The following is a 24,550-nucleotide window of genomic DNA, read 5'->3' on the forward strand; positions in this document are numbered from 1 at the left end:
ACGACCGTTAAGCCCTCCAGCGCCGATGGTACTTGGACCGCAGGGTCCTGGGAGAGTAGGACGTTGCCAAGCAACAACTAAAGAGGACCACGATCTTACTGAGATCATGGTCCTCTTTTGTATATTTTTTTATATAAGTGAATTTATTTATATTCTTACTCCTTTGTTGCTTACTCAAAGTGAAATATGCTTTTGTAAGTAGAGAGGTACCTTTAAACCGTTTGTTTATAATGGTTGTCCTTCGTAGGAGTACAGTTGTTTGTACAGGGAAATACTACGGGTTAGGGCTGTTGATGAAGGCTTGACACCCCTATACCGCTTTGCTAAGATTGCAATAATATATTTTCAGAGAGCCTTGATTTGTCCATGTCGGACAGACAACAAGACCAATACAGACTAAACATTTTGAAGGAGGATCATCTTGGTGTGGGAAGATAAATTCGGTAAGGAAGGCCTTACCTTTGACGATGTTTTGTTGGTACCTCGTAAGTCGGTGGTACTGCCCAAAGAAGTAAGCGTAGCAACTCGTTTGAGTGATAACGTGAAGCTGAACATTCCTTTAATGAGTGCTGGTATGGATACTGTTACTGAGGCAGTGTTAGCAATTGCGATGGCTCGTGAGGGCGGTATTGGTGTTATTCATAAAAATATGTCGATTGAACAGCAAGCGGTAGAGGTAGATAGGGTTAAACGCTCAGAGAGCGGTGTTATCACCAACCCATTCTCATTGACTCCGGATCACTTGGTATCCGATGCTGAGGCCGTTATGGGTAAATATCGTATTTCCGGTGTGCCTGTTGTAAACGAAGAGAACAAATTGGTGGGTATTATTACTAACCGTGATCTTCGCTTTATTCACGACTTTGATCTTAAAATTAGTGAAGTCATGACGAAGGAAGAACTGGTAACTGCACCAGTAGGCACGACTTTACAAGAAGCGGAAGTCATTTTGCAAAAGCATAAAATTGAAAAGCTTCCACTGGTCGATGAAGGGAACTACCTCAAAGGTTTGATCACCATCAAAGATATTGAGAAAGCTATTCAATTTCCGAACGCAGCGAAGGATGCACAAGGGCGTCTTCTGGTCGGTGCGGCTGTCGGCATTTCCAAGGATACGTTTGAACGGACTGAAGCACTTGTAAAAGCTGGTGTGGATTTGATTGTTGTGGATTCCGCTCATGGCCATCATATTAACATTATTGAAGCAGTCCGCGAGTTGCGTAAAACATATCCTGACCTGACGATTGTAGCAGGTAATGTAGCTACAGGTGACGGAACGCGCGAATTGATTGAAGCAGGAGCATCGGTCGTTAAGGTCGGTATTGGTCCAGGCTCTATCTGTACAACACGCGTAATTGCAGGGATTGGTGTTCCACAAATAACAGCTATTTATGATTGTGCAACAGTAGCACGTGAATATAATATTCCGATTATTGCAGATGGCGGTATTAAATACTCTGGTGAAATTACAAAGGCCATTGCGGCAGGGGCCTCTGCAGTAATGCTGGGAAGTCTTTTTGCAGGTACGGAAGAAAGCCCAGGCGAGTCGGAAATTTATCAAGGACGTCGCTTCAAAGTATATCGTGGTATGGGCTCTATGGCTGCGATGAAGCAAGGTAGTAAAGATCGTTATTTCCAAGATGACGACAAGAAATTGGTACCAGAAGGTATAGAAGGACGCGTTGCTTATAAAGGGCCACTTTCTGACACTGTTCACCAGCTGTTGGGCGGTCTTCGCTCCGGTATGGGATATTGTGGTACTGCTAATATTGAGGAGCTTCGAAACGATACAAGCTTTATCCGTATTACAGGTGCAGGTCTGCGCGAAAGCCATCCGCATGATGTGCAGATTACGAAAGAAGCACCAAACTACTCTCTATAAAGTTCGGCTGTAATAGACTTGACGACAGGCAGAGCGCATTTCGCTCTGCCTGTCTTTTTTTAGAGATACCCCTGTGATAGAATAGACAAGTGTCCGCCTTCTCATGAGGTTATTGATGAATTAGGACGCTTAGGTATTTTGGACGATTCCTACCAGTTAAGAAGATTCGAGCACAGAATGCTCATGACAAGCTATATCTTAGGAAACGAAATGACACTAAATTGTATAATACTAAAACATTAATTCTTTGGCCAAGTAAAGGCTGTAACCACCGTCTCGTTATACATAGCGGATCGGGTTGAGGTACGAGAGGAGTTTGTATTCATTTGAAAGCGAACAATTTTAAGAAAAATAATAAACGCAGCATGATTAAAAAGAGTGTGACTGCAGTCATGGTGCTTAATATGATGTATATGTCAGCTTTACCTGTTGTAGGCAATTTCGATTCAAGCGTGGCTACTTTTGCTGCTGGAGCGGCAACAGAAGCAACGAATATCACGGGAACAGGTTCTATTAACCCCCCTAGTCTGGCACTTCGTTCAGCTATTTTGATTGAGCCTTCCACTGGGCAGGTTTTGCTCTCTATGAATCCAGATGAGCCGCTCCCGCCAGCCAGTATGACCAAAATGATGACAGAGTACATCGTAGCGGAGCAGGTTAAGCAAGGCAAACTTAAGTGGACGGATAAGGTTACAGTGAACGAGAATGCTTCTAAGAGTATCGGATCACGTATTTTTTTGGCTCAAGGGGATCAACATACGGTAGAAGAGCTTTATATTGCCATGGCAGTAGGTTCTGCCAATGATGCAACAGTAGCTCTTGCTGAACGCGTATCTGGAACCGAGCAGGATTTTGTGAAACTAATGAATGAAACAGCTCAGAAAATGGGTATGAAAAATACGTATTTTATCAACTCGACTGGTTTGGATCGCAAGGATATGCCTGCAGGGTTTCAGCCGGACACAGACCGGGAAACTGTGATGACTGCGAGAGACGCAGCTACTCTAGCAGGTTACATCATTAAGGACCATCCAGATTATACACGGTTTACCACAATTCAATCGTACAAATTCCGTCCAACCGATAAAGCACCGATTATTAACTATAACTGGATGCTGGAAGCGAACAAAAATATTACTAACTTTAGAAAATTCGCTTATCCAGGTTTAGACGGAATGAAAACAGGTCATACGGCTAATGCTGGAAACTGTTTTACAGGTACGGCTGAACGTAATGGAATGCGTCTCATCAGTGTAGTTATGGGCGCTGACTCTGATGCACACCGTTTTACAGAGACGGCTAAAGTGCTGAACTATGGCTTTGATAACTTTGAAGTGAAGCAGGTTGTGGCTCCAAAGACGGTGGTTAAAGGTGTTGAGAATGTGCCTGTGACCAAAGGTACGGAAACAGAAGTGCCGATCGTCACAAAAGATGCAGTAAGTTTTATCGTGCCTAAGGGTGCGAGCAATCCTAAGGTAACCTTTACAACGAATATAACACCAGCAAGCTCTCTCGTGGCACCTTTGAAGCAAGGGGCAAAAGTCGGAACGATTACGTACACATACAAAACGGATGGCGTGGATAAAGGCCAGACGAAAACTGTTGATTTGGTTACAACTACAGCAGTAGAAGAGGGCGGTTGGTTCCGAATGCTTTTCCGGGCAATTGGTGATTTCTTCGGCGATTTGTTCCAGGGAATTAAAAATCTCTTCTAAAGATGAAACGCTAACCGGTCTAACCTGTTCTGCATTACTTATTTTGCAACTTGAAATGATTGTGTATTTGGCGTTCGTACGGTAAAATCTTAAGTTAGAAATCTAAACGTAACCCTTACAGGAGGCAACGACATGGAAACGGGAACTTCGCGTGTAAAAAGAGGTATGGCAGAGATGCAAAAAGGCGGCGTAATCATGGATGTCATGAACGCTGAACAGGCTAAAATTGCTGAGGCAGCAGGCGCTACAGCCGTAATGGCTCTTGAACGAGTGCCTTCGGATATCCGTGCAGCGGGTGGGGTTGCTCGCATGGCTGACCCTACGATTGTGGAAGAGGTAATGAAGGTTGTTTCTATTCCTGTTATGGCTAAGGCTCGTATTGGTCACTTTGTTGAGGCAAAGGTACTGGAATCTCTAGGTGTTGACTACCTCGATGAGAGCGAAGTATTGACACCTGCGGATGAGGTATTCCACATCGATAAGCGGGAGTTCACCGTTCCATTTGTTTGTGGAGCCAAGGATCTAGGGGAAGCATTGCGTCGTATCGGTGAAGGCGCATCTATGATCCGTACAAAGGGTGAACCGGGAACTGGAAATATTGTTGAGGCTGTTCGTCACATGCGTTTTATCAATGGTCAAATTCGCAAGGTGCAAAACCTGTCAAAGGACGAGCTGTATGCAGAAGCGAAAAACCTCGGAGTTGCTTATGAGCTGCTGTTGGAAGTGCATGAGCTTGGTAAGCTTCCAGTGGTTAACTTCGCAGCGGGCGGTGTAGCAACACCTGCAGATGCTGCGTTGATGATGCATTTAGGCGCTGATGGTGTATTTGTAGGTTCTGGTATCTTCAAGTCGGATAGTCCTGAGAAATTTGCGCGGGCCATTGTGGAAGCGACCACTCATTATACGGATTACAAGCTGATTGCAGAAGTGTCCAAGAATTTGGGGACTCCTATGAAAGGCATTGAAATTTCCAAACTGGCGTCGCATGAGCGCATGCAAGATCGTGGTTGGTAAGAAAGAAGGGACCGGCATGAAAATAGGTGTATTGTCGCTGCAAGGCGCTGTAGCTGAGCATATACGAAGTGTTGAACGTGCGGGTGCTGAAGGTATAGCAGTGAAGAAGATCGAACAGCTCGATGAGCTGTCCGGTCTTATCATTCCCGGTGGTGAAAGCACCACTATCGGTAAGCTAATGCGCAAGTATGATTTTATAGAGGCTATACGCCAATTTTCCAATCAAGGGAAGCCTGTATTTGGCACTTGCGCGGGATTGATTGTACTGGCCAAAACGATTCAAGGACAGGAAGAAGCACATTTGGGACTCATGGATATTACAGTATCGCGTAATGCCTTTGGTCGCCAACGAGAAAGCTTTGAAACTGACTTGAACATTAAAGGGATTGAGGAGCCGGTTCGTGCGGTGTTTATACGCGCGCCTTTAATACAATCTGTCGGAATGGGAGTAGATGTGCTATCTGAGTATAACGGCGAGATTGTAGCAGCCCGTCAGGGTCATCTGCTGGCTTCATCTTTCCATCCGGAATTAACAGACGATTACCGGTTACATCAGTATTTTGTGGATATGGTCCGCGGATAGCGGAAAGTCAGGTTTGTAGTGTAGGAGGGATCACCTGTGTTAGATATAAAGATTTTGCGTAATGAGCTTGGTCGGGTTGAGAAAGCTTTACAGAACAGAGGTAAATCTCTGGATCTGATTAATGGTTTTACAGATCTGGATGTAAGCCGTCGTGAGTTGCTTCAGGAAAGTGAAGGACTCAAAAATCGTCGGAATGTCGTATCTGGTGAAGTAGCCAAGTTGAAGAAGAATAAGGAAAATGCGGATGATCTTATTGCTGAAATGCGCCAGGTCTCCGATCGTATTAAAGAATTGGATGAGCAAGTGCGGGAACTGGAAGTTCAGATCGACGAACTGGTGATGTCGATTCCTAATATTCCTAATGAGACTGTGCCTGTAGGCGCTTCGGAAGAGGATAATGTGGAAATTCGCCGCTGGTCGGAGCCGCGCGAGTTTTCTTTTACACCCAAAGCGCATTGGGAGTTGGCTCAGGATCTAGATATTCTTGATTTTGAGGCTGCAGCTAAGGTGACGGGTTCTCGTTTTACGTTCTATAAGGGACTGGGAGCGCGATTGGAACGTGCGCTAATTAACTTTATGATGGATCTGCACAGCAGTGAGCATGGTTATGAAGAAATGCTACCTCCATACATTGTAAATCGGGACAGTCTGTACGGAACGGGTCAGCTTCCGAAGTTTGAAGAGGATCTGTTTAAACTGCGTGATACCGAGTATTATCTTATTCCTACGGCCGAAGTTCCGGTAACGAACTACCACCGTGAAGAGATTATGAATGCAGATCAGCTTCCTAAATATTATGTGGCATACAGCTCTTGCTTTCGCTCAGAGGCAGGATCAGCAGGGCGTGATACACGTGGCTTGATTCGTCAGCATCAATTCAATAAGGTGGAAATGCTCAAGCTGGTTCACCCAGATACCTCTTATGAAGAATTAGAGAAAATGACGAATAACGCTGAGCGTGTTTTGCAGCTGCTTGGACTTCCATATCGGGTGCTGGCACTTTGCACAGGAGATATGGGTTTTACGTCTGCCAAAACGTACGATCTGGAAGTATGGTTGCCGGAGAGCGGCATGTACCGTGAGATTTCTTCCTGTTCCAACACTGAAGACTTCCAAGCGCGTCGTGCAAACATCCGGTTTCGTCCAGATGCGAAGGCAAAGCCTGAATTTGTACATACACTGAACGGTTCAGGATTGGCTGTAGGACGGACTGTAGCTGCTATTTTGGAGAACTATCAGCAAGAGGACGGAAGCATTGTGATTCCCGAAGTGCTACGTTCATACATGCGAGGCATTGAGGTTATAACTCCTAAACAGTAAGCCTTGCATTCTTAAAAATTCTGTGGTAAAATAATTTTGTTGCGCCTGAGTTGTTTAATAGAGGGAAGCAGCTTTATCCATTTACCACCTGGAGAGGTACCGAAGCGGTCATAACGGGGCGGTCTTGAAAACCGTTAGAGTGCAAGCTCACATGGGTTCGAATCCCATCCTCTCCGCCATATTCTAAATAAAACCAAGCCATTCGAATCTGATAGCTGGTACATTAGGCTCTATATGCTAATGATCAGGATCGTGAAGAATGGCTTTTTTGTTGTATAAAAAACCTGTTTTTTTCACACGTTATCAGATGTGGAGGTGCTGGCATGAATCGAGAAATGACAGTAGATCAGCAAAAGCTGGTAGAGGCCTGGCAGGAACAACTGCCGATTCTTTTGAATTCAGGGGATAAATCACAGGTACAGGCAGATGAAGCTGATAACCGGGCTATACGAATCCATATCGAGGTAGAAGGCCGACAAATGTACTCCTTTAACTTTGCATGTACGTATGTAGATTCTCGGGAGGTACAGGTTAGCTTAGTCGATGTAGAGCGTGACGGACGGTCTGTGGATGAACGAACAGATATCATTCAACAGCTGGTGTCCGATTATACGCGGCACATTCACCAATGCGCCCAAACATTACAGTCATTAACGCACTCGTAGTCATGAAGGAATGAGGAGGAAGGTTACATGACCAAGGCCAAAAACGGATTGGATAAAAACCTGTCCAACATTGTCGATGATTTGGAACAACGTCCAGTCAATAGTCATCAGGCACAGCAAGTGCAGCAGGATCGTAATGATCGTCGTCATCAGGATTCACTGAATCACGATAAAACGGAAGATCTGAACCATCTATAGTCCTATTTTAAATGGTAATAAACGGATTCGTTGATGTGCCAATAATTTAGACTGAGAATGGAGGATGCGTAAATGGGCAAACCTAGAGCTGTTCCTGTTCCCGAGGCTCAGGATTCTGGTGGAAGTAACGAAAAGCGTGAGCGTAGTCATCAACAAGAGCCGTTATCCGGTTCCAAGAAGGTGAAACAGCGCAATCACGTGGATCACCATAACAGACAAGGTTCATAAGCAGTCAGACTTTTCTCCTAAAAATATTAAGAAGTATAGTACACCCTGGTTAGAGAGCCAGGGTGTCTTTGTGCTTATTGCAAGAAAATTTTCCAATAAGTGTTTCGCCGTTTATGAATATGAGTTAAAATAGAGGGTGTGTATTTTTTTGTTAGCATAAAAAAAGGGGTTAATTATGAGAGGAGAGAATCTACACAATGAGTAAAAAATTATCCGTCTTGGTCCTCACTATGGTGTTGCTAATGACGGTAGCGCTGGTAGGTTGTAGCAAGAAGTTAGAACCGAAGGAAGCTGTTACGACTGGTACAGCAAATGCGATGAAGTTGAATTCCTATGAATCCAAAAGTCAATTTACCGTTAAGGAACTGACAATTACCTCCGCTTCTGTGCCAGCTGAGCAAAGTGCAATGGTAACTAGCATGCTGAAAAATGCTGATATTACACTGGATGGCGTATACCAAAAGGAGCCTTTCCAATCTGAAATGACGCTTGGCATTCATTTGAAAGGTGATCTTTCTACTAGCTTTACGATTCCAATGGTAATGACTAAAGATAAATTGTACGTTAAAATTCCTAATATTCCATTTTACCCGCTTCCACAGGATGTTGTAGGTAAATTCCTGCTCATTGATCCACAAGAACTGGCTAAACAAACGGGACAAGAATTTAACCCTGCAACCATGGATCAGGAAAAATCTCAGAAATTTGCGAACGAAGTGATTGCTGCGATCATGGGCGAGTATGATCAAGCTACGTATTTCTTTGATATTGATCCTAAAGATGCTAAATTGCCGCAAGGCGTTGAAGCTAAACAAGTGGTTCAGTTTAAAATCACGAACGATAACGTGAAGCAAGCGACCAATACATTTATCACTAAGGCGCTTCCTAAGGTCCTGGATATAATGTCTAAAGACGAATATGCTGGCATGCTTCAAGTGAAGAAGGAAGAACTGGCTGAAGCGAAAAAAGAACTGCAATCCAACACCAGCGAAGTTAGCAAAAAGCTGGATGAGTTGAAGAACTATTTGACAGTGAAACAGTTTGACATTAACACTGCTTTGAACAAGGATAACGTTCCTGTGTATCAGGATCTGAATGCGAACGTGGAAGTGAATGATCCTTCTACGAAAGATAATGTGAAGTTGTCTGTAACAGGCTATTCGCAATACAGCAAAATCAATGAAAAAGCATCATTTAAAGTGGGGATTCCAACAGCGGACCAAGTCCTCACTATCGAACAACTACAACAAAAAATGCAAACTGTATCTCCTTAAACAGAGGATGACAGGATTACAAACATCATTTCTTCGAATGTGATGTAAGAAAACCGCTCGGCATAGGCCGGGCGGTTTTTTTGTTCATGATTAAGTTGTCCTCTGTGCAGTTGTTCAGATTCGTCACACGTCATCTTCAGCTAGAATCCCGAACATCTGATGATCCTGCCATTCGCCCTGAATCTGTACCAGCTTGCGAGCAATACCTTCCGGTTGAAAGCCACACTTCTGTAATACACGTTGTGAGCGATCATTATGCAGAAGGGTACCTGCTTGGAGACGATGTAGAGATAAGGCACGGAAGGCATACTGTATGATCAACTTTAAAGCGGCCGTCATATGTCCCTTACCCTGCTCATGTTGATCCATCATATAGCCGACGTCGGCGAATTGTCCAACTCCACGCACCAGATTGGAAATGGAGATGTAACCTATCAGCCGTTCTTGTTTTAAGAGAAAGATACCAAACAAGTACCCTCGATCTTCTTCCGCTTGACGCAATCTCTCACGGATGTAATCCTGTTGTTTCTTTAAAGTGAAAAATGAATCCTCATACAGTGGCTCATAGGGCGCATGAGAGTCCCTATTTCGAAGTCTAAGGGCGAGAAGGACTTCGCCATCCTCCAAGCTTAGGGGACGTAAAAAGATACCTTGAGGCGTATTATACAAGCTCATAGGCATAAGGTAATCTCCTTTCACGCGGAATTAGCAGTGAGATGAAGAGCTTTGGACTTTTCCTCCTCAGGATGGAGATGAAGGAGGAGACAATTTGGCAGCCGCTCTTTTTTGCCGGAGCTGCCGAAAAAAGTTTGTTAGCATGGAGGCACATTCTTCCTGAAGTACACCGCGGGTTACTTCTGTACAATGATTGAACCGAGGCTCCTGCAATAAATTCATTAGCGTGCCTGCACAACCCGCCTTGGGATCTGTGGTGCCGTATATTAGATGGGGGACGCGTGATTGCACAATGGCTCCAGCGCACATCGGACACGGCTCCAAAGTGACATACAGCCTGCAATCCAGCAGGCGCCAAGCGCCCAAATGCTCACTGGCCTGCCGGATGGCAACCATCTCTGCATGTGCAGTTGGGTCGGTGTCGGTCTCGCGCAAATTGTAGCCGCGACCGATGATTTCATTATCTTTTACAATGACAGCTCCGATGGGGACTTCACCCAACGCTTCTGCCTTGTACGCTTCCTGAATGGCTTCTCTCATCCAATAGGCGTGATCCATAATGGTCACTGGGAAAATGCTCCTTTCAAACGCGGAATTATCCAACGAACAAGTATTCCGTTGTTAACATGATGTGAATAAAATTGTGGATAACACCATACTTGTCCACAGATTTATCCACAGTTTATAATAACATCTGTGTATTTGTGGACTATATGTGGATGATTATCTTAATACATTGTAGGTAAATGCTCGCCTATTGACAACATTGTTCACAGGGTGTGTATTTATGTATATCCGGTAAATGTAAATGCTGGTATCCCAGGCACTATTACGGTATCATTGAGTTAGCAATTGCCAGTAATCGCCAGCATACGGCAAGAGGTGAGAAATCAGTGTGTCGATAAAAATCAGAATAACGATCATTTTGTCGGGGTCGGTCCTGTTTATCCTATTGTTAAACATCGCACTCAATTACTACACGACCCACGAAAATCTAAGAAGTGACAGTGAAACCAAAATGGTTCTGACGGCTAAAATCATCGGAGGAGCTATCGAACAAACCCGACATAGCTGGGAGGCCGTTGACAAGCAGCTCGGATATAATCTGTGGCTTTCTGCTACGTTGGCTGCCAATCAGCTCGATCCCGATATTCGTAATATCCAGCAGGAACAGCTACAACAGATAGCTACACTCCACAGGGATATTAATATCTCGTTGATGATCCGAGATGGACAGGGATATAAGGTTGTCAAATCTTCGAATCCTAAAGAGCTAACGTCATCCGATCCATTAATGGGGTATTGGAAAAATGCAGTTGACCAATTATATAAACATGGACAGGTGGCCATGGCGCATGGTCAGAACCTAGATCATTTTTGGACCAGTTCTTTTGATTACACAGATTCAGGTTCCTCACATATTAATAAATGGGGATTTTATTATGACCAAAAACGTAACTACTTAATTCGAATATCCTTCCAGGATACTTCAGTCCAGGATTTTATACCTATCCTGAGCCCAGCTGAGATTGTGAAGCAGACTCAGCAAGTGGATTATCGCATTTTGGAGATAACAGGAATCAACCCTGCAACCTTTGGTGGCGCTACGATGGACAAGAACGGTAACGATCGAAAACACTACTACATGTACAACGAACCGATCCAATTCGGCACGTATCAACTAACGAGAGTGCCTGAGGATCGTTTGGCTGTGTCCAGGGCGATCCTTTCGGGAGAGAGTATCGTACAAGATTGTTATATTAAAGGCGAACGGGTGCTTGTCAGTTACATACCTTTTTATCCGACAAACCGTGATTCCTATGTCATTCGTATTGTCATGAATTATGATACAATCGCTTCTGTTATATCCAAGCAATTAATCAGTTTAGTTGCTATTTCCATTGTTCTATTGGAGGTTGTGATCATTGGAAGCTATGTGCTCGCCAGCCTATTTGTCCGTCCGATTCAGTCGATATTGGGAAAAGTGAACGAGATGGCTGACGGCCATTTTGATACACGGCTAGAAATTAAGGGCGGCCATGAGCTTGCACAGCTGGGTGAGCGCATCAATGCGATGGCCTACAACCTGGGGATGTATACGAGAAGACTTGAACAAATGTATGAAGAAAACCGTTCTGTAAAGGAGCATCTAGAATCGGTTATTAATCAGACGGCAGATGCAATTCATGTAACCGATCAGGAGGATCGTGTTGTTCGGGTCAACCATGCCTTCGAAGCTTTGTACGGGTGGACCAAGAAAGAATTGGTTGGCCGTAAGCTGGAGTTTGTGCCTCCGCAGCAACAGGAGGAGTATGAATTTCAGAAGGAGAGCCTGCTTCAGGGAGAAAGCATCGTATCAAGCGAGACCCTACGAATGCGTAAGGATGGAAGTACAGTAGAGATTAGTATGAGTACTTCACCTATTCTGGATGAACAAGGCGAAATCTTAGGCTTTATCTGTGTCTCGCGTGATATCACAGGGCGTAACCGGATGGAGGAACTGCTACGTAGATCAGAGAAGCTGACAACCGTAGGACAACTGGCGGCAGGCGTAGCGCATGAGATTCGTAATCCATTAACCACGCTACGTGGCTTCCTACAACTACAGCAGCAAAATCAAGTGTTGAATATGAAACACAACGATATTATGATGTCTGAGCTGGATCGCATCAATTTGATCGTTAGCGAGTTTTTAATATTGGCAAAGCCACAGGCAGTACATTTTCAGAAAAAAGATGTTCGTTATATTGTGAGTGATGTTATTTCTTTGCTAGATAGCCAGGCGCATCTGTTGGGTATTGTATTCAACCTTCAGGTTACGGACGAGCCTGCCTTGGTATATGCTGAAGAAAATCAGTTAAAACAGGTATTCATTAATTTACTTAAAAATAGCATGGAGGCTATGAGTAAAGGCGGCATCATCACAATTCATTTGTTCTTAGAGGGAGAAAGCGTTAAAATCTTCATACGGGACCAGGGTACGGGTATTCCTGCAGAAATGCTATCCAAGCTGGGAGAACCTTTTTTCACAAACAAAGAAACAGGTACAGGACTAGGGCTTATGGTCAGCCAGCGTATTATACAGAGCCATAAAGGCACACTGGATATTGAAAGCATAGAGGGAGAGGGAACAACCGCCCTCGTGCAGCTTCCGATTGCCAAGCCCGAGTAACGGGCTGGGGGCAGGAGGAAGTGTGTTCGTAGAAATGGAGGGTACACAGGTTGCGCATTAACAAATTTATCAGCGAAACTGGCTTTTGCTCGCGCCGGGAGGCGGACAAGCTGGTAGAGAGCGGCCGCGTGACGATTAACGGCGAAGTGGCCGTGCTGGGCAGTCAAGCGGAGGAAGGCGATGACGTCCGTGTGAACGGCAAGCCACTGCGCGATAAGTCCGATCACGTCTATATTGCATTGAACAAGCCAGTCGGCATTACAAGCACGACAGAGAGCCACATTAGAGGCAATATTGTCGATTTTGTGGGGCACCCGCAGCGGATATTTCCAATTGGACGCCTGGATAAGGATTCGGAAGGTCTCATTTTATTAACCAATGATGGGGACATTGTGAATAAGATCTTACGGGCAGAAGGCAAGCATGAAAAAGAGTATATCGTAACAGTGGATCGTCCAGTCACACCATCCTTTGTGCAGGGGATGTCCAGCGGTGTAAAGATACTCGGTCATCGGACGCTGCCCTGTGAGGTAACACGTGTATCTGAGTATGTATTCCGTATTATTCTGACAGAAGGGAAAAATCGTCAGATCCGACGTATGTGTGCTGCCTTCGGTTATGAAGTTAAAAAACTGCAGCGCTTGCGAATCATGAATATTCGATTGGGGTCCCTTCAGAAAGGCGCCTGGCGCGATTTAACAGAGGCTGAAAAGCTGGAACTGGGCCAGATGCTTGATTATACGCTTAGCTAAGGCCAGAGGCCTTCTTATAGCCTTCAGCGCTGGGTTCTCCTATATGGCAGGGCTAGACAACAGGAATCACTAAATCAAAAGGCACCAGCTGCATAAAAAATGCGGCGGTGCCTTTGTTCATATAACATATTCATGATCAACCTTCATTCGAGCTTGAGGTAGGACTAATAACTTGTGTACCGTTCTGATATTTGCGAAGAACGGAAATTTCGACACGACGGTTTTTGGCGCGTCCTTCTCCAGTCTGATTGCTTGCCAATGGTCGATACTCGCCATATCCGATGGATACAAACTTGGTAGGATCGAGCTGCGGATTGAGCAGCAAAATACGCAAGAAATTGAGCGAGCGCTTGGCACTCAAATCAAAGTTGGACGGGAACTGACTATTGGAAATAGGTACATTGTCGGTATGACCGGATACGATAACATCATAACCAGGAAACTGCTGGAGCATGCTGGAAATGGATTTGGCTAGCTTTCTCGCTTCCGGCTTTACTTCGGCCTGCCCGGATGAAAACAGGGCATTATCACTAATGGTGATCATCAGCTGGGATTGGTTCAGCTTGGTGTTCAGTAGAGTGGACAGGCCGTTATTTTGAATATACTGATCCATTTGTTTTTTAAGTTTCTTTAAATCTTCTTCTTCCCGCTGGGCGAGTTGCTTCTGCAGATCAGAGGTAGAAGTGGCTTTCGATTTTAAAGGTTGCGATACCTCTTCTTTATTTTTGCCCATATCCATAGATTGTGACGACGGATTCGCGGCCGAGTGATCCAGCACGCCAGTACCACCACTAAAAGCTGAACTCAAGGATTGAGCCATAGTTTCAAATTTTTTGGCATCGAGCGAGCTCATACCGAATAAGACAATGAAAAGAGCCAACAGAAGGGTCATTAAGTCGGAATATGGCAACAGCCAGCTTTCGTCAGCATGCTCTTCATGCGGTTCATGTCTCTTTTTACTCACTGGAATCGCCATCCTTCTGGGTCATCGAAGCCCGTTCGGTTGGAGTTAGGAAGATTGCTAGCTTTTGGCTGATGGCAATTGTTGAGATACCGGATTGAATCGAAAGCAGACCTTCGACCATCATTAACTTAAGTTCCACTTCTTTTTTGGATAGCCGTTTCAGCTTGTTGGACATTGGATGCCATAGGACATAACCTGTAAAAATACCGAGCAACGTTGCAATAAAGGCGGCCGCAATGGCATGGGACAGTTTTTCCATGTCACTAAGGTCGGCTAGAGCGGCAATCAGACCTACAACCGCACCGAGTACCCCGAGTGTTGGAGCGTACATACCGGCTTGGGAAAAAATTAGTGCGCCTGCGCGGTGTCTATCTTCGGTAGCGTTAATGTCTTCCATCAGAACATCGCGTACGAACTCCTGATCATTACCATCGATAATCATACGCATACCGCCGCGCATAAAGGGATCGTCGATCTCTTCGACCTTGGATTCCAGCGCGAGCAGACCTTCACGACGGGTAATGGATGCCCATTCAGTAAATGTACCGATAAGCTCCTTGCGATCCAGCAATTTCTGCTGGGTGAAAATAATTTTAAACAGCTTTGGCACCCGTTTCATGTCATCCATCGGAAACGCCATGAATATACTTGCTGCTGTTCCGACGAAAATAATCATGTAAGCAGCGGGATTATTGACCAGATTGACGACTGGCGCGCCCTTCAGGATCATCCCGACGACCAGTGACAAAAGCCCGAGCACAAGTCCAATAATGGTTGTAATTTGCATGATACACCTCATCCATGAGAATAGATTTTGAATCCTTTCATGCCGCATGGGTCGTCCTTGCCCCAAGCGCGTCATTATGAGACGGATTATAGTATTTATCGACAAAACTCTCTTTTTTGTTAAGGGCGAATTTCCGGTATAATAAAGTGATTATGTATTGAATCGCTGAACTACTGGAGGAAATAGCATGGGAGTAAAGCATGGGCGCGAGTATGAACAAATTTTGAACGATTTGACAGAGGCTGTGGGACGCATTCCAGATAGCTATGAATTTTTTGAAATGGAAGCAGAAGATTGGGACAGGCTGGACCCAGCAGGGCGCCAGGAAGTCAATGAAGCTTTGGCAGAAGACTTATTTTATGCGCTGGGTACAGAGCCCATAATCACTGTAGGCAGCGGTGTTGTGATTTATGAGCCGGAGCAACACCGGATCTATGTACTCATCGGGGACGAGGAGCTGACGTCGGTCCCATTGATTTGATGGCCGTCTTTATGGATTTATCAACGGGGCCGTGGTAATATGTACACCAATATATCGTAGTTTTGGCCGTATTTAAGCGGCTAAAAGGCTTCCGTATAAACGGGGAGGAGTTCGTAACATGCCTTTTACACAAGAAGAGATTGAAGCACATCTGGAGAAGCTGGAGGGCTGGGAACTGGAGGAAGGACGTTGGATCGTTCGGAAATATAATTTTTCCAGTTTTATGAAAGGAATTGCCTTCGTGGATGAAGTTGCCGCTATATCTGAGGCATTTAATCACCATCCATTTATTACGATTGATTACAAGACCGTGACTCTGCGTTTGACCTCCTGGGACGATGGCGGTATTATGGCCGTAGATATTAAGGAAGCCCAACAATATAATGAAGCTTTCGAAAAAATGCGCAGCAGTCATTGAGTTTGTAATGATCTGTCGTATATATGAAGAGCGCCTTCGTTATACAACATCGCGGTTGTATAGTGAAGGCGCTCTTATTTATAGAACCCGATTCTGTTGTTCAGGACGATATACCATACAATGGAACGGCTTTCTGCCATCTGGAGTCTGGCGTTCATAGGTATCCGTCAGCTCAAATCCAGCTGCCTTGTAGGCTCGGATAGCCCGCTGATTCCAAGTGAGAACCTCTAGGTCAATTTCATTCTGCGGATGACGTCGTCTGGCTTCCTCGGCAATGGCCCGGACAAAATCGGAGCCTGTGCCATGTCCGCATCTTTCGGGATGCATTCCAAGACCCAGCCGGGTCACACCGACCATAGGGAAATATTGAGCAAATCCCGTCAGCTCATTCTCTTCGTCCAGGACCGCAACATATTGCTCTTGGCGAAGCGTGGGACTTCCAAATTCGACTTCAAGTGCCTTCATTTGTTCCCAGGGAAGCCAGCCGTATATGTTGTAGGGGGGATCATAGCGCCACTCACAGATTTCAGCCGCTTGATGCTCGTCCATCGGTACGATCCGGTAGTTGGATATTGAGGCCGGCACTTTTCCATTCCTCCTTATGCAGGTACTTCAATCATTAACCACAGATTGTAGACAAGTTGTAGGAGAATGGCAAGCGTGTTTATTTCGTACCTAAGTCGGGTATACATTCAATAAGAAGGATTTACTGCTCATATGCTCCCCCAGCGGTGACGGTAAAACCGACGATGTTCGCTAAAATTGAAACCTTTTGAGGTGTCAGTTCGTCAGTAATGATAATCATTGCTGATGTAGTGGACATAAAAAACCGCAATTCGATTCCGGCCAGAATCAAATTGCGGCTAGGGTTAGCTTGCTGTGCGGTAGTTATTCTACGTTGTCGTCATCAGGAATATCTGAAGCTACAGAATGGTAAGCGTCTGTGCTCATAATTCTTTTTGCACCGACATAACGGTTAGCGTAATAATTTTCGTTCAGTGAGCTAACTACTACACCACGTGAAGTCGAGGAGTGGGCGAATTTCCCTTCACCTACGAAGATACCTACATGGGAAACGCCTCTTCCTGTGGTGTTGAAGAACACCAGGTCGCCTGGTCTCATTTCATCGCGGGATACAGAAGAACCCATTTTGAATTGTGATCCAGATTGATGCGGCAGTTTAATTCCCAGTTTGTTGAATACATACATTGTGAAGCCGGAGCAATCGAATCCCTCGAGTGTAGTGCCTCCGCTTCTGTAGTTCGTTCCTTTGGCATCTTGGATGACCTGGTCCATCTTAGAGTCTGCAAATGCACTGCTGCCACCGAATGTAAAAGATGTAAAGGCAATGGCGAGACCCATGGCTGCGATCGTTAGCTTCTTCTTCAAAAAAAATATACCCCTTCCAATGCCTGCGAGGTTAGCTTAAGGATTCGGTAGAAGGTTCCCCTATGACCACTCTGTTGCGAGATCAATTCACCCAAACTGGTTCCCCCGCTTCCTAGGTGCCAGGAATTAGGCTTAACTTAAGATGTGCACCTTGGAGAGCAGTATTCACGACAACGATGTTTTTAAGATAAAGGTTACAATAAAGATTACAAAGTTGTTACTATCAGTTCACTGCGATTATTGTAACAAAGACAGCAGGCTTTGGCAAATGTTTCATCGCAAAAAGTTACAAAAAAAATCTGTTCCTAACGCTCCAGGAACAGATTCTGTTAACAGTATTCAGTTATGTGCTGTTTGCACGGGAAAGAAAAAAGTTTTTTCGACAGCTGAAAATACAGGAGAGAGCATATTGTGAGGGGTTAGCCTCTGCTGGAGATATCGATGTGCCATAGCCGATACTGTGAACTGATATGCCACAGCCTGACCAGACTGGTAACAAAATGATACGATTGCTGGAGAATCAGCGCCAACATACCCGTCCAAATCATCGCCACGGTGCCAAATAGACCGAAAACTAGCAACACACAAGTACCGAGCAACAGGGATACACCAACAGCCGGAAGAAGCTGGCGAAAGAAGGCAAGCAGGGAGGATAGTATGGCGTGACCACTGACAGTGCCCAGCTGCATATACAGGATGCACTGCCGAATGACCCAACCGTAAGCTATCCACCCCATGGCATAGGGCAACAAATGCAGCAGGTAAGAGGAAGATTGCAACGTTCCTACTACAATAGGATAGAGTCTCGGTACCACCCAAAAGGCGGGAAGCAGCAGCAAACCCAACTCGATGATGTAATACAATAGCGATGACATACCGTGGCGTTTCATCCCCTTGAAGAAGGACAGGCTTTGCGGTTCAGACGCATCGGTATGCAGGCTTTGATATATGCCAGCTCTAATGAAGGGAGTGATTAGTATGCGCAATACGGTCGCCCCTAGTAATATCCACAAGTACACATGTACTTCCCGGCTGTCCATCAAGGCGATCTGGCCCTCCATCCAAAACAAGGTCTTTCCCAGTTCGTTTTGGCTCTGATCAGGATAACGTAGCAGCAGCGGGATAACGGCAGACTGTACCAGCCTATAGAGAAATACTCCCCACAGCAAACGATACAGAAATAAAATGATAACGATATAAAAGCGTATGCGTACCAGCGCCCAGCCTTCTTTTATAACAGTCCGCATCTATAGACACCTCACCATGACAGACTTCCAAGCAGTGTCTCCAACAGCTTGGTTACACTTACACTCCAACGGGTTTGTTGTTTTTCGTCCAATTCAGCCTTCAGGCTATTATTAATATGCTTGTTCTCCAGTGCAATAGTGTATAGAGGATCTACAGTCACATAGGACACGGGGGAAGCGCTTTTGAGTCGGAAAGTTGTACTTTTGCCCGCACCATCCCATGCCTTGAATATCGTTGTGCCATCCTTGAAGGTAAATTGAACAGGGATTTTGGGATAATCTGCTCCTTTTTTGCTGAGCGTCACGACTGCTTCATATCCATTCTCCAACTTGCGGTTCGTGATGCGATCGACAGAAAAGTCCGCCATCTGGCCGTCATATACATATTGTTCAAAATAGTGGCTCCATGAGCGTCCAGTCACCCTCTCCACGACACGCTGAAAATCCTGTGAGGTCGGATGCTTGAATCGGTAGGTCTGGACATAGGTTCGCATAATCCGGTCCATTTTTTTCGTACCCACCTGACGTTCAATACCTCGTAGTACCAGCTTGCCTCGTGAGTAGGCATTTTGTGCATACTCAGCCGACGATCCGTACTTCCAGGATTCGCGGTTTAGGGGCTGTGGAGAAGCTACCTGTCCGGATTGTAATGGCAAGTTGGGGATAAGCCCATATTCTTGCTCCATGAGCCGTTCTTCTGCATAGGAGGTGAAGCCTTCATCCAGCCAGGGCTCCTCAAATTCATTATTGGCTACCATTCCGTAGAAATATTGATGCCCAATCTCATGAACCAGCGTCCGTTCCAGATTATAGCCGGGATTCAGTTGGTCCGCAGCTGCGGCCGTGATGAGTGTCGGATATTCCATGCCGCCGGCTCCACTGCCTGTTTTGGGTGGAACGACGATGGATAGAGTGGAATATGGATAAGGCCCGTACCATTTGCTGTAGTACGAAAGGGCAGCCTTGGCTGCGCTCATGTAACGTCCTTTGAGTTCCTTATGGGACGGGTCCAGATAGAGCTTGATTTTGACACCAGGAACCTCAGTAGAAGAGAAGGGTTCTTCTACGGCTACAAAGTTGGGTGAAGCAGACCAGGCAAAATCGTGTACATCATCGGCATAAAATTGATATATTTTTTGGCCGTTCTGTCGTACTGCACCACGGGTGGGAAAACCGGTCGCTGCTACGATGTGTGTTTCAGGCACCCGAATCCGTATACTGTAAATTCCGAAGTCGGCATAGAACTCGGAGTTGCCATGGTACTGATGGAGGTTCCAGCCCTCCTCGGCGCGTCCGCGTTGTCCTGCAGTCTCATAGACGCTGAGCTTTGGAAACCACTGTCCAGCCATTACAAAATCATCTGTCGCACCCATACGAGCAAAAATGCCAGGCAGTTTGACTTCAAACTTCATATATAGTGTGATTTCTTCGCCACCTCGTACCGGCTTGGGTAGACGCACCTTTATGAGCGAACGGTCGCTTGCGTTACCGTCATCTGGTTGTACATATTGAGTGCGGTGCATGAGAGATAAACCGTCTTCTGTTTTTAGTTCGGTCAGCGTCATGGAGCCAAAGCCGTCCTTAGGCATGGTGTCTCCGCGCAGCTTTCCGCCGGATTCCTTCATAAAGGTGGTTTCCATGGAAGAGAAGGCATTCGGGTATAGATGAAGATACAGATCATTCACAGTTTTCTTACCCGGATGCTTCCAGGTCAGTGTCTCAGTGCCTCGCAAAACCCGTCCTTTTTCCAGAGATACATCAATGTGATATTCCACCACCCGTTTGCTGAGAATTTCCGAAGCGGGCTGTGGAGGGTTCTTGGGCAGGTCGGGCATGATGTTGGCCCCTAGAGGCTTGCCCATATCTGGCGCAAGCGCAGACTCAGACTCGGAGCCGTATAGTAGTTTGCCTGCAGACTGAGGGGCGGATTGCGATTGGGGTTGCCAGGCAAACCATAACGTCCCTGCGAGGAGTCCGAGGGCTAGTGTAGACAATAAAACGATTTTGGAGCGTGCTGGGGTCATACAATGGATACCTCCCGTTGACAAGCATCTACAGCATGTATATGTTTGCTTTCGGGAGATTATTAGTTAAAATATTTATAGTGTAGAATGAGTGTGAAGACGGAAATTGGAGGTCTAGTGACGCATGAGTGAAAATCAACCGGACGGCAAAAAGCAGATTGCACTGAATATTGTCAGTGGCAAGAGTAAACATAAGGGCTTCGGCGCAGGCTCAATCGACCTGAACAGCATGTCCCCGGTCATCATTGACCGCGGAGAGGCGAAAATTGATGTCGGTGCCATGCATGCCAAAAGTAAAGTAGAACGTGGAATCAAGTTCTCTACGAATAAAGAGGACGTACCGAACGGACGCCAGGTATGGCTGGTATGGGTAGCTGTGGACCGTACGCCCGAAGGACGTATGTATGGTGGCGCGACGGCCTGCGAGATGCTGATTGACGACGAAGCCAAACGCGGCTGGAAAATTCTTGCCGATCATGTTAATCGTATGGATTATGCACTCAAGCGCCGTTTTATGCTGGATGATCTCGGCAGCGAAGATAAAGCAGCGCTCAGAAGCCTGCTGATTTCGCATAATCAGGAATGGTGGGACGCTTCGCCTGAGGAATTGAAGCAGGCGCTGGAAGGGTAAGCCTAGCGTTAACGAAGTAACAGTATTGTAGAAAAGCAGCCACTGTAGGCTGCTTTTTCCTATAAGAAGAACCGAATTGGAATCTCTATATAAGCTCTATGATGCCTTCAATTGTTAGTTTTCTGACCTCATAAAATATGTACCGGACAATAAAATAGTAGTCTACTTCCTTTTCATGTAAGTTATGAACATCATCGCCTTGACATCATGGAAAGGCATTCACTATAATTCAAATAGAAATCGGTTTCAATCCAGTTTTTATTTAATTCGTGGAACCGGTTCCTAAAAAGATGAAGTTTTTTCCTATCGCTGTTTATGAATGTAATCTCTAAATAAGGTGGCATCGTTATGTTTAAATGGTTGAAAAAGAAGGCGGCTCCCCGTATTGAACAATTCGACATGGTAGCGCCGGTTAAAGGAAAAGTGGTTTCTCTGGAAGAGGTTCCAGATCCTGCATTCTCGACAAAAGCTATGGGGGATGGCATCGCTATTCATCCGTCTGAGGGTAGGGTCACCGCTCCTTTCGCGGGAAAAGTTGCTCATGTTATGGAGAAAAGCAAACACGCTCTCATTATTGAACATGAATCTGGCGTACAAGTTTTGATACATGTCGGCATTAATACCGTTTCCCTCAAAGGACAGGGATTTAATCCTAAAGTTCAAGTAGGAGATAGCATTAAAGCAGGGCAATTATTGATGGAATTTGATCTGGATGCAATTCAACAGGGTGGATTACCTGTAATTACTCCAGTAATCGTTCCAGACGGGCAAGATATGATCAGCCATGTCGAAATACTGGATAATCCATCTGCTTCTCCAGATGTACCTGTATTAAGAGTTCACTTGAAAGCATAGTTAGCATTTTTGTTTCCTACTATTATGCTCATAGAAAAAATTCTTTGAATGTAAAGGTAAAATATGTAGAAGAAGACTAACCAGGAGATCTTGGTTGGTCTTTTCTTTTAATAAGTAAGTCCAGTTTAGGATAATGTAGAATGGTTGTGAAAGGGGAAATGTATATTGAATGCAAACCGTATTTTAAAATTAGAAAAGGCGTTGTTTCAGGCTTGGTCTTTGGAGTCTAGCTCTAAATGGACAGTCGATAATCCTGCCGCCGGACAATGTGGCGTCACAGCGCTCGTCGTTCAGGACAGGCTTGGCGGTGATATTTTGAAGACATGGCTGGATAGTGGCTGGCATTATTACAATCGCATCGGTGAGGACATTATAGATTTTACGGAGTCACAATTTTCAAGCCTTCCACAGTATCAGCATGTACAATCCAACCGGGAAGAAGCATTTTCAGACACCAACGCAGAGCAGTATGCAGCTTTAAGCCGGAGACTAGGGGAATCGTATATGGGTACATAATTAAAGCAACAAATTCGACTGGGCAAAGCTGGATATTGACTGCATACGAGGGGCCGGGTGGTTCAGCTATAGGGGGAGATACTGAGAAAGACTCTATAGCAGAAGTTGCACAGGATTTGCTGAATCTAATTGAGGTCACAAAGCCCGCCAATTTTGAAAACTTGGGTTATTATGAGGATACAGGATCTACTATTCATTATGGATGCAAGGATCAAGTCTGTTTTATCAGGAAAGCACCACAGAGCAATATGCACCGGATGAGTGAAGTTACGGGGTGAACATTAAAATATCAGAAGTAGATCGGTACCTTGTCGAGGGCGGTCTACTTCTTTTTCGTTTAGGTAAGTATTGTTGCTTACGAATAAAACTAATGCAGCCAATGGCTGGGAACGCATAGAGACGAGGGCAGTCTGGTTTTGCAATTGCCTTTAGCCGAATTTAATTGCGCTTGTGTAAGAAAGATACTTCCCTCCAGATTAGCCCCACTTAAATCAGCATCTCTAAAGTCTGCCCCGATGAGGTCAGTCATGCTCAAATCAGCTTCTCGCAGGTCAGCAGCAATCAGTAGAACGCCTCTCAGGTTGGCACCTCTCAGATTAGCGCCTCTTAAATTGGCACCGATCAGGTCTCTACTTTTGATTTTTTTACTCAGTTTATGGTTCTCCATGTTTTTCTTACATTTTTCTCGCACTAACTCACTTGTTTGTACAAGTAAATCATTGACTAGCGCCCTATGGGTGGGTACATGAAGATCTATGAGGGATTTTGGATCTTGATCCGTAAGCTGCTCGGTTTTCGCCATTGCTTCTTGTAACTCGGTATAGATGGAGTGAGTTTCTTGTAAGCTGAGGGCTTCATTTAGGTAATAGAGCATTTCATAAAGCTGCTGCATGATGGGAAATAGATTGAACATTTCATCAGCTATTGCCGGGTCGTCTCGCCAGCTTTTTCCGTTGTATGTAACTTGGGAAATTCTTTGACCTGCCCCAAAGCAATCATATACTGTACAGCCTCGCAAGCCTTTATTCCTCAGGTTCTTATGAATGTCACAGCGATAATCCGCATTTAGATGTTGACAGGGAGTTCCTCCATCCTTGTTAAAGGCAAAATCAGCAGATTTGGCATAAGGCAAGGCGACACAGCATAAACCAAAACATTTTTCACAATCGGCAGTATACAATAAATACACATCCTTTTATTAGCACCTACTACATGTAATAATACCAAAAAAAGATGCAGGATGGTGTATTGCTAAGTAAAATAGGTCGATTACCCTTTTGCCAAATTCAATTGCCATGAAACACCGTATTTATCTTCGACCCAGCCAAACTGTTGGCTTACGGGCGAGGCTTCAAGGGGCATCAAAACTCGGCCTTCCTGAGATAGCTGACCAAACACACGATGAATTTCTTCTTCCGAATCACAAGTGACGAATAGCGATAGAGCTGGAGTAAAAGAGTGTTTGTCCTGATGGTTATAGTCTATGGCCATAAAGGTTTGCCCTTTGAGGTTGAATACGGCATGTAACACGGTCCCATCTTCCTGATGAAAAATGCTCATGATACCAGACGGCTTAAATACAGAGGTATAATATTGCATGGCTTCCTCTGCTTGACCGGGGAACATGAAAAACGTTGTGATTTTTGGACTAGAATCCTGCATCAGATCAGCTCCCTTGAGTGGATTATAGATGATAACATTTTTTCTCTTTAGTAATAGAAATATTCATGATTAGAGAAGTACTTCATAAAGAAAGATAG

General features: G+C 45.1%; 26 protein-coding genes, 1 tRNA gene and 1 riboswitch. Of the genes, 17 read left to right on the top strand and 10 right to left on the bottom strand.

Annotated elements, in window-relative coordinates; all coding sequences use genetic code 11:
• The first annotated feature begins 424 nt into the window (after positions 1–424).
• The 10 genes from guaB to G9G57_RS24650 all read left to right on the top strand — a co-directional run bounded on the left by guaB (position 425) and on the right by G9G57_RS24650 (position 8,879).
• The gene (gene guaB, locus G9G57_RS24605; protein ID WP_017427215.1) at positions 425–1,882 is read left to right on the top strand and encodes an IMP dehydrogenase; all 1,458 of its coding nucleotides are present in this window, start codon (positions 425–427) and stop codon (positions 1,880–1,882) included.
• Between the two features lie 326 nt (positions 1,883–2,208).
• Positions 2,209–3,597 (top strand): D-alanyl-D-alanine carboxypeptidase family protein, encoded by a 1,389-nt coding sequence (locus G9G57_RS24610; protein ID WP_016818537.1) that lies wholly within the window; start codon positions 2,209–2,211, stop codon positions 3,595–3,597.
• Positions 3,598–3,729: 132 nt separating this feature from the next.
• Positions 3,730–4,611 carry a pyridoxal 5'-phosphate synthase lyase subunit PdxS gene (gene pdxS, locus G9G57_RS24615; RefSeq protein ID WP_013368723.1) on the top strand — a complete coding sequence of 294 codons (882 nt, stop codon included), beginning with the start codon at positions 3,730–3,732 and terminating at the stop codon, positions 4,609–4,611.
• A gap of 16 nt (positions 4,612–4,627) precedes the next feature.
• Positions 4,628–5,194, top strand: a complete 567-nt coding sequence (pdxT, locus tag G9G57_RS24620) for a pyridoxal 5'-phosphate synthase glutaminase subunit PdxT (RefSeq protein WP_017427217.1) — start codon at positions 4,628–4,630, stop codon at positions 5,192–5,194.
• A 36-nt stretch (positions 5,195–5,230) separates the two neighbouring features.
• Complete coding sequence (serS, locus tag G9G57_RS24625; RefSeq protein WP_013368725.1) at positions 5,231–6,514, top strand: serine--tRNA ligase; 1,284 nt, start codon at positions 5,231–5,233, stop codon at positions 6,512–6,514.
• 90 nt (positions 6,515–6,604) lie between these two features.
• Positions 6,605–6,693 (top strand) — tRNA-Ser (locus tag G9G57_RS24630).
• A 144-nt stretch (positions 6,694–6,837) separates the two neighbouring features.
• The gene (locus tag G9G57_RS24635) at positions 6,838–7,179 is read left to right on the top strand and encodes a hypothetical protein (protein WP_017427219.1); all 342 of its coding nucleotides are present in this window, start codon (positions 6,838–6,840) and stop codon (positions 7,177–7,179) included.
• A gap of 27 nt (positions 7,180–7,206) precedes the next feature.
• Entirely contained in the window at positions 7,207–7,377 is a 171-nt protein-coding gene (locus G9G57_RS24640) for a hypothetical protein (protein WP_017427220.1), read from the top strand.
• Between the two features lie 72 nt (positions 7,378–7,449).
• Positions 7,450–7,605, top strand: a complete 156-nt coding sequence (locus G9G57_RS24645) for a small acid-soluble spore protein P (RefSeq protein ID WP_014599349.1) — start codon at positions 7,450–7,452, stop codon at positions 7,603–7,605.
• Positions 7,606–7,802: 197 nt separating this feature from the next.
• Entirely contained in the window at positions 7,803–8,879 is a 1,077-nt protein-coding gene (locus G9G57_RS24650) for a hypothetical protein (RefSeq protein ID WP_031462570.1), read from the top strand.
• A 123-nt stretch (positions 8,880–9,002) separates the two neighbouring features.
• Here the strand turns inward: G9G57_RS24650 and G9G57_RS24655 are convergent, their stop codons facing one another.
• Both G9G57_RS24655 and tadA read right to left on the bottom strand, forming a co-directional pair.
• Entirely contained in the window at positions 9,003–9,560 is a 558-nt protein-coding gene (locus G9G57_RS24655; protein WP_044788224.1) for a GNAT family N-acetyltransferase, read from the bottom strand.
• Between the two features lie 60 nt (positions 9,561–9,620).
• On the bottom strand, positions 9,621–10,121 hold the full coding sequence (gene tadA / locus G9G57_RS24660; protein WP_017427224.1) for a tRNA adenosine(34) deaminase TadA: 501 nt from the start codon (positions 10,119–10,121) through the stop codon (positions 9,621–9,623).
• Positions 10,122–10,449: 328 nt separating this feature from the next.
• Here tadA and G9G57_RS24665 point away from each other — a divergent pair, with 328 nt between their 5' ends.
• Positions 10,450–12,726 carry a PAS domain S-box protein gene (locus G9G57_RS24665; RefSeq protein WP_019685757.1) on the top strand — a complete coding sequence of 759 codons (2,277 nt, stop codon included), beginning with the start codon at positions 10,450–10,452 and terminating at the stop codon, positions 12,724–12,726.
• A gap of 50 nt (positions 12,727–12,776) precedes the next feature.
• On the top strand, positions 12,777–13,478 hold the full coding sequence (gene rluF / locus G9G57_RS24670; protein WP_014599354.1) for a 23S rRNA pseudouridine(2604) synthase RluF: 702 nt from the start codon (positions 12,777–12,779) through the stop codon (positions 13,476–13,478).
• A 136-nt stretch (positions 13,479–13,614) separates the two neighbouring features.
• Here the strand turns inward: rluF and motB are convergent, their stop codons facing one another.
• Positions 13,615–14,442 (bottom strand): flagellar motor protein MotB, encoded by an 828-nt coding sequence (gene motB / locus G9G57_RS24675; protein ID WP_016818543.1) that lies wholly within the window; start codon positions 14,440–14,442, stop codon positions 13,615–13,617.
• A complete protein-coding gene (gene motA / locus G9G57_RS24680) occupies positions 14,435–15,229 on the bottom strand; it encodes a flagellar motor stator protein MotA (protein ID WP_013368736.1) in 795 nt (264 codons plus the stop codon). Before motA ends, motB begins: the two co-directional genes overlap by 8 nt.
• Before the next feature lie 187 nt (positions 15,230–15,416).
• Here motA and G9G57_RS24685 point away from each other — a divergent pair, with 187 nt between their 5' ends.
• Positions 15,417–15,710 (top strand): hypothetical protein, encoded by a 294-nt coding sequence (locus tag G9G57_RS24685; RefSeq protein ID WP_028542600.1) that lies wholly within the window; start codon positions 15,417–15,419, stop codon positions 15,708–15,710.
• A 118-nt stretch (positions 15,711–15,828) separates the two neighbouring features.
• The gene (locus G9G57_RS24690; protein WP_007428083.1) at positions 15,829–16,128 is read left to right on the top strand and encodes a 4a-hydroxytetrahydrobiopterin dehydratase; all 300 of its coding nucleotides are present in this window, start codon (positions 15,829–15,831) and stop codon (positions 16,126–16,128) included.
• Positions 16,129–16,206: 78 nt separating this feature from the next.
• Here the strand turns inward: G9G57_RS24690 and G9G57_RS24695 are convergent, their stop codons facing one another.
• From G9G57_RS24695 to G9G57_RS24710, 4 genes are all read right to left on the bottom strand, one after another.
• Positions 16,207–16,713, bottom strand: coding sequence for a GNAT family N-acetyltransferase (locus G9G57_RS24695; RefSeq protein ID WP_016818545.1), 507 nt, complete (start codon positions 16,711–16,713; stop codon positions 16,207–16,209).
• A gap of 303 nt (positions 16,714–17,016) precedes the next feature.
• Positions 17,017–17,517, bottom strand: coding sequence for a C40 family peptidase (locus G9G57_RS24700; protein ID WP_016818546.1), 501 nt, complete (start codon positions 17,515–17,517; stop codon positions 17,017–17,019).
• A 5-nt stretch (positions 17,518–17,522) separates the two neighbouring features.
• Positions 17,523–17,660: riboswitch (cyclic di-AMP (ydaO/yuaA leader) on the bottom strand.
• Between the two features lie 276 nt (positions 17,661–17,936).
• Positions 17,937–18,764: a hypothetical protein gene (locus G9G57_RS24705; RefSeq protein WP_117290641.1), complete on the bottom strand. Its 828-nt coding sequence runs from the start codon at positions 18,762–18,764 to the stop codon at positions 17,937–17,939.
• Positions 18,765–18,775: 11 nt separating this feature from the next.
• Positions 18,776–20,788, bottom strand: coding sequence for a M1 family metallopeptidase (locus G9G57_RS24710; protein ID WP_117290643.1), 2,013 nt, complete (start codon positions 20,786–20,788; stop codon positions 18,776–18,778).
• A 124-nt stretch (positions 20,789–20,912) separates the two neighbouring features.
• Here G9G57_RS24710 and G9G57_RS24715 point away from each other — a divergent pair, with 124 nt between their 5' ends.
• From G9G57_RS24715 to G9G57_RS24725, 3 genes are all read left to right on the top strand, one after another.
• Positions 20,913–21,419: a YwhD family protein gene (locus G9G57_RS24715; protein ID WP_016818549.1), complete on the top strand. Its 507-nt coding sequence runs from the start codon at positions 20,913–20,915 to the stop codon at positions 21,417–21,419.
• 348 nt (positions 21,420–21,767) lie between these two features.
• On the top strand, positions 21,768–22,274 hold the full coding sequence (locus G9G57_RS24720) for a PTS sugar transporter subunit IIA (RefSeq protein WP_016818550.1): 507 nt from the start codon (positions 21,768–21,770) through the stop codon (positions 22,272–22,274).
• A gap of 165 nt (positions 22,275–22,439) precedes the next feature.
• Positions 22,440–22,790 (top strand): YunG family protein, encoded by a 351-nt coding sequence (locus G9G57_RS24725; RefSeq protein WP_044788227.1) that lies wholly within the window; start codon positions 22,440–22,442, stop codon positions 22,788–22,790.
• Between the two features lie 367 nt (positions 22,791–23,157).
• Here the strand turns inward: G9G57_RS24725 and G9G57_RS24730 are convergent, their stop codons facing one another.
• Both G9G57_RS24730 and G9G57_RS24735 read right to left on the bottom strand, forming a co-directional pair.
• A complete protein-coding gene (locus G9G57_RS24730) occupies positions 23,158–23,970 on the bottom strand; it encodes a pentapeptide repeat-containing protein (protein ID WP_117290645.1) in 813 nt (270 codons plus the stop codon).
• A gap of 89 nt (positions 23,971–24,059) precedes the next feature.
• A complete protein-coding gene (locus G9G57_RS24735; protein WP_016818553.1) occupies positions 24,060–24,452 on the bottom strand; it encodes a VOC family protein in 393 nt (130 codons plus the stop codon).
• Positions 24,453–24,550: the final 98 nt, after the last annotated feature.

The sequence above is a fragment of the Paenibacillus sp. EKM211P genome, assembly GCF_011066175.1.
Lineage (GTDB): Bacteria > Bacillota > Bacilli > Paenibacillales > Paenibacillaceae > Paenibacillus > Paenibacillus polymyxa.

Excerpts from the sequence above, each read along its gene's own strand:
- pdxS (WP_013368723.1), top strand. The coding sequence starts at position 3,730 with ATGGAAACGGGAACTTCGCGTGTAAAAAGAGGTATGGCAGAGATGCAA.
- pdxT (WP_017427217.1), top strand. The coding sequence starts at position 4,628 with ATGAAAATAGGTGTATTGTCGCTGCAAGGCGCTGTAGCTGAGCATATA.
- G9G57_RS24635 (WP_017427219.1), top strand. The coding sequence starts at position 6,838 with ATGAATCGAGAAATGACAGTAGATCAGCAAAAGCTGGTAGAGGCCTGG.
- G9G57_RS24640 (WP_017427220.1), top strand. The coding sequence starts at position 7,207 with ATGACCAAGGCCAAAAACGGATTGGATAAAAACCTGTCCAACATTGTC.
- G9G57_RS24645 (WP_014599349.1), top strand. The coding sequence starts at position 7,450 with ATGGGCAAACCTAGAGCTGTTCCTGTTCCCGAGGCTCAGGATTCTGGT.
- G9G57_RS24650 (WP_031462570.1), top strand. The coding sequence starts at position 7,803 with ATGAGTAAAAAATTATCCGTCTTGGTCCTCACTATGGTGTTGCTAATG.
- G9G57_RS24655 (WP_044788224.1), bottom strand. The coding sequence starts at position 9,560 with ATGCCTATGAGCTTGTATAATACGCCTCAAGGTATCTTTTTACGTCCC.
- motA (WP_013368736.1), bottom strand. The coding sequence starts at position 15,229 with ATGCAAATTACAACCATTATTGGACTTGTGCTCGGGCTTTTGTCACTG.
- G9G57_RS24685 (WP_028542600.1), top strand. The coding sequence starts at position 15,417 with ATGGGAGTAAAGCATGGGCGCGAGTATGAACAAATTTTGAACGATTTG.
- G9G57_RS24690 (WP_007428083.1), top strand. The coding sequence starts at position 15,829 with ATGCCTTTTACACAAGAAGAGATTGAAGCACATCTGGAGAAGCTGGAG.
- G9G57_RS24705 (WP_117290641.1), bottom strand. The coding sequence starts at position 18,764 with ATGCGGACTGTTATAAAAGAAGGCTGGGCGCTGGTACGCATACGCTTT.
- G9G57_RS24710 (WP_117290643.1), bottom strand. The coding sequence starts at position 20,788 with ATGACCCCAGCACGCTCCAAAATCGTTTTATTGTCTACACTAGCCCTC.
- G9G57_RS24715 (WP_016818549.1), top strand. The coding sequence starts at position 20,913 with ATGAGTGAAAATCAACCGGACGGCAAAAAGCAGATTGCACTGAATATT.
- G9G57_RS24720 (WP_016818550.1), top strand. The coding sequence starts at position 21,768 with ATGTTTAAATGGTTGAAAAAGAAGGCGGCTCCCCGTATTGAACAATTC.
- G9G57_RS24735 (WP_016818553.1), bottom strand. The coding sequence starts at position 24,452 with ATGCAGGATTCTAGTCCAAAAATCACAACGTTTTTCATGTTCCCCGGT.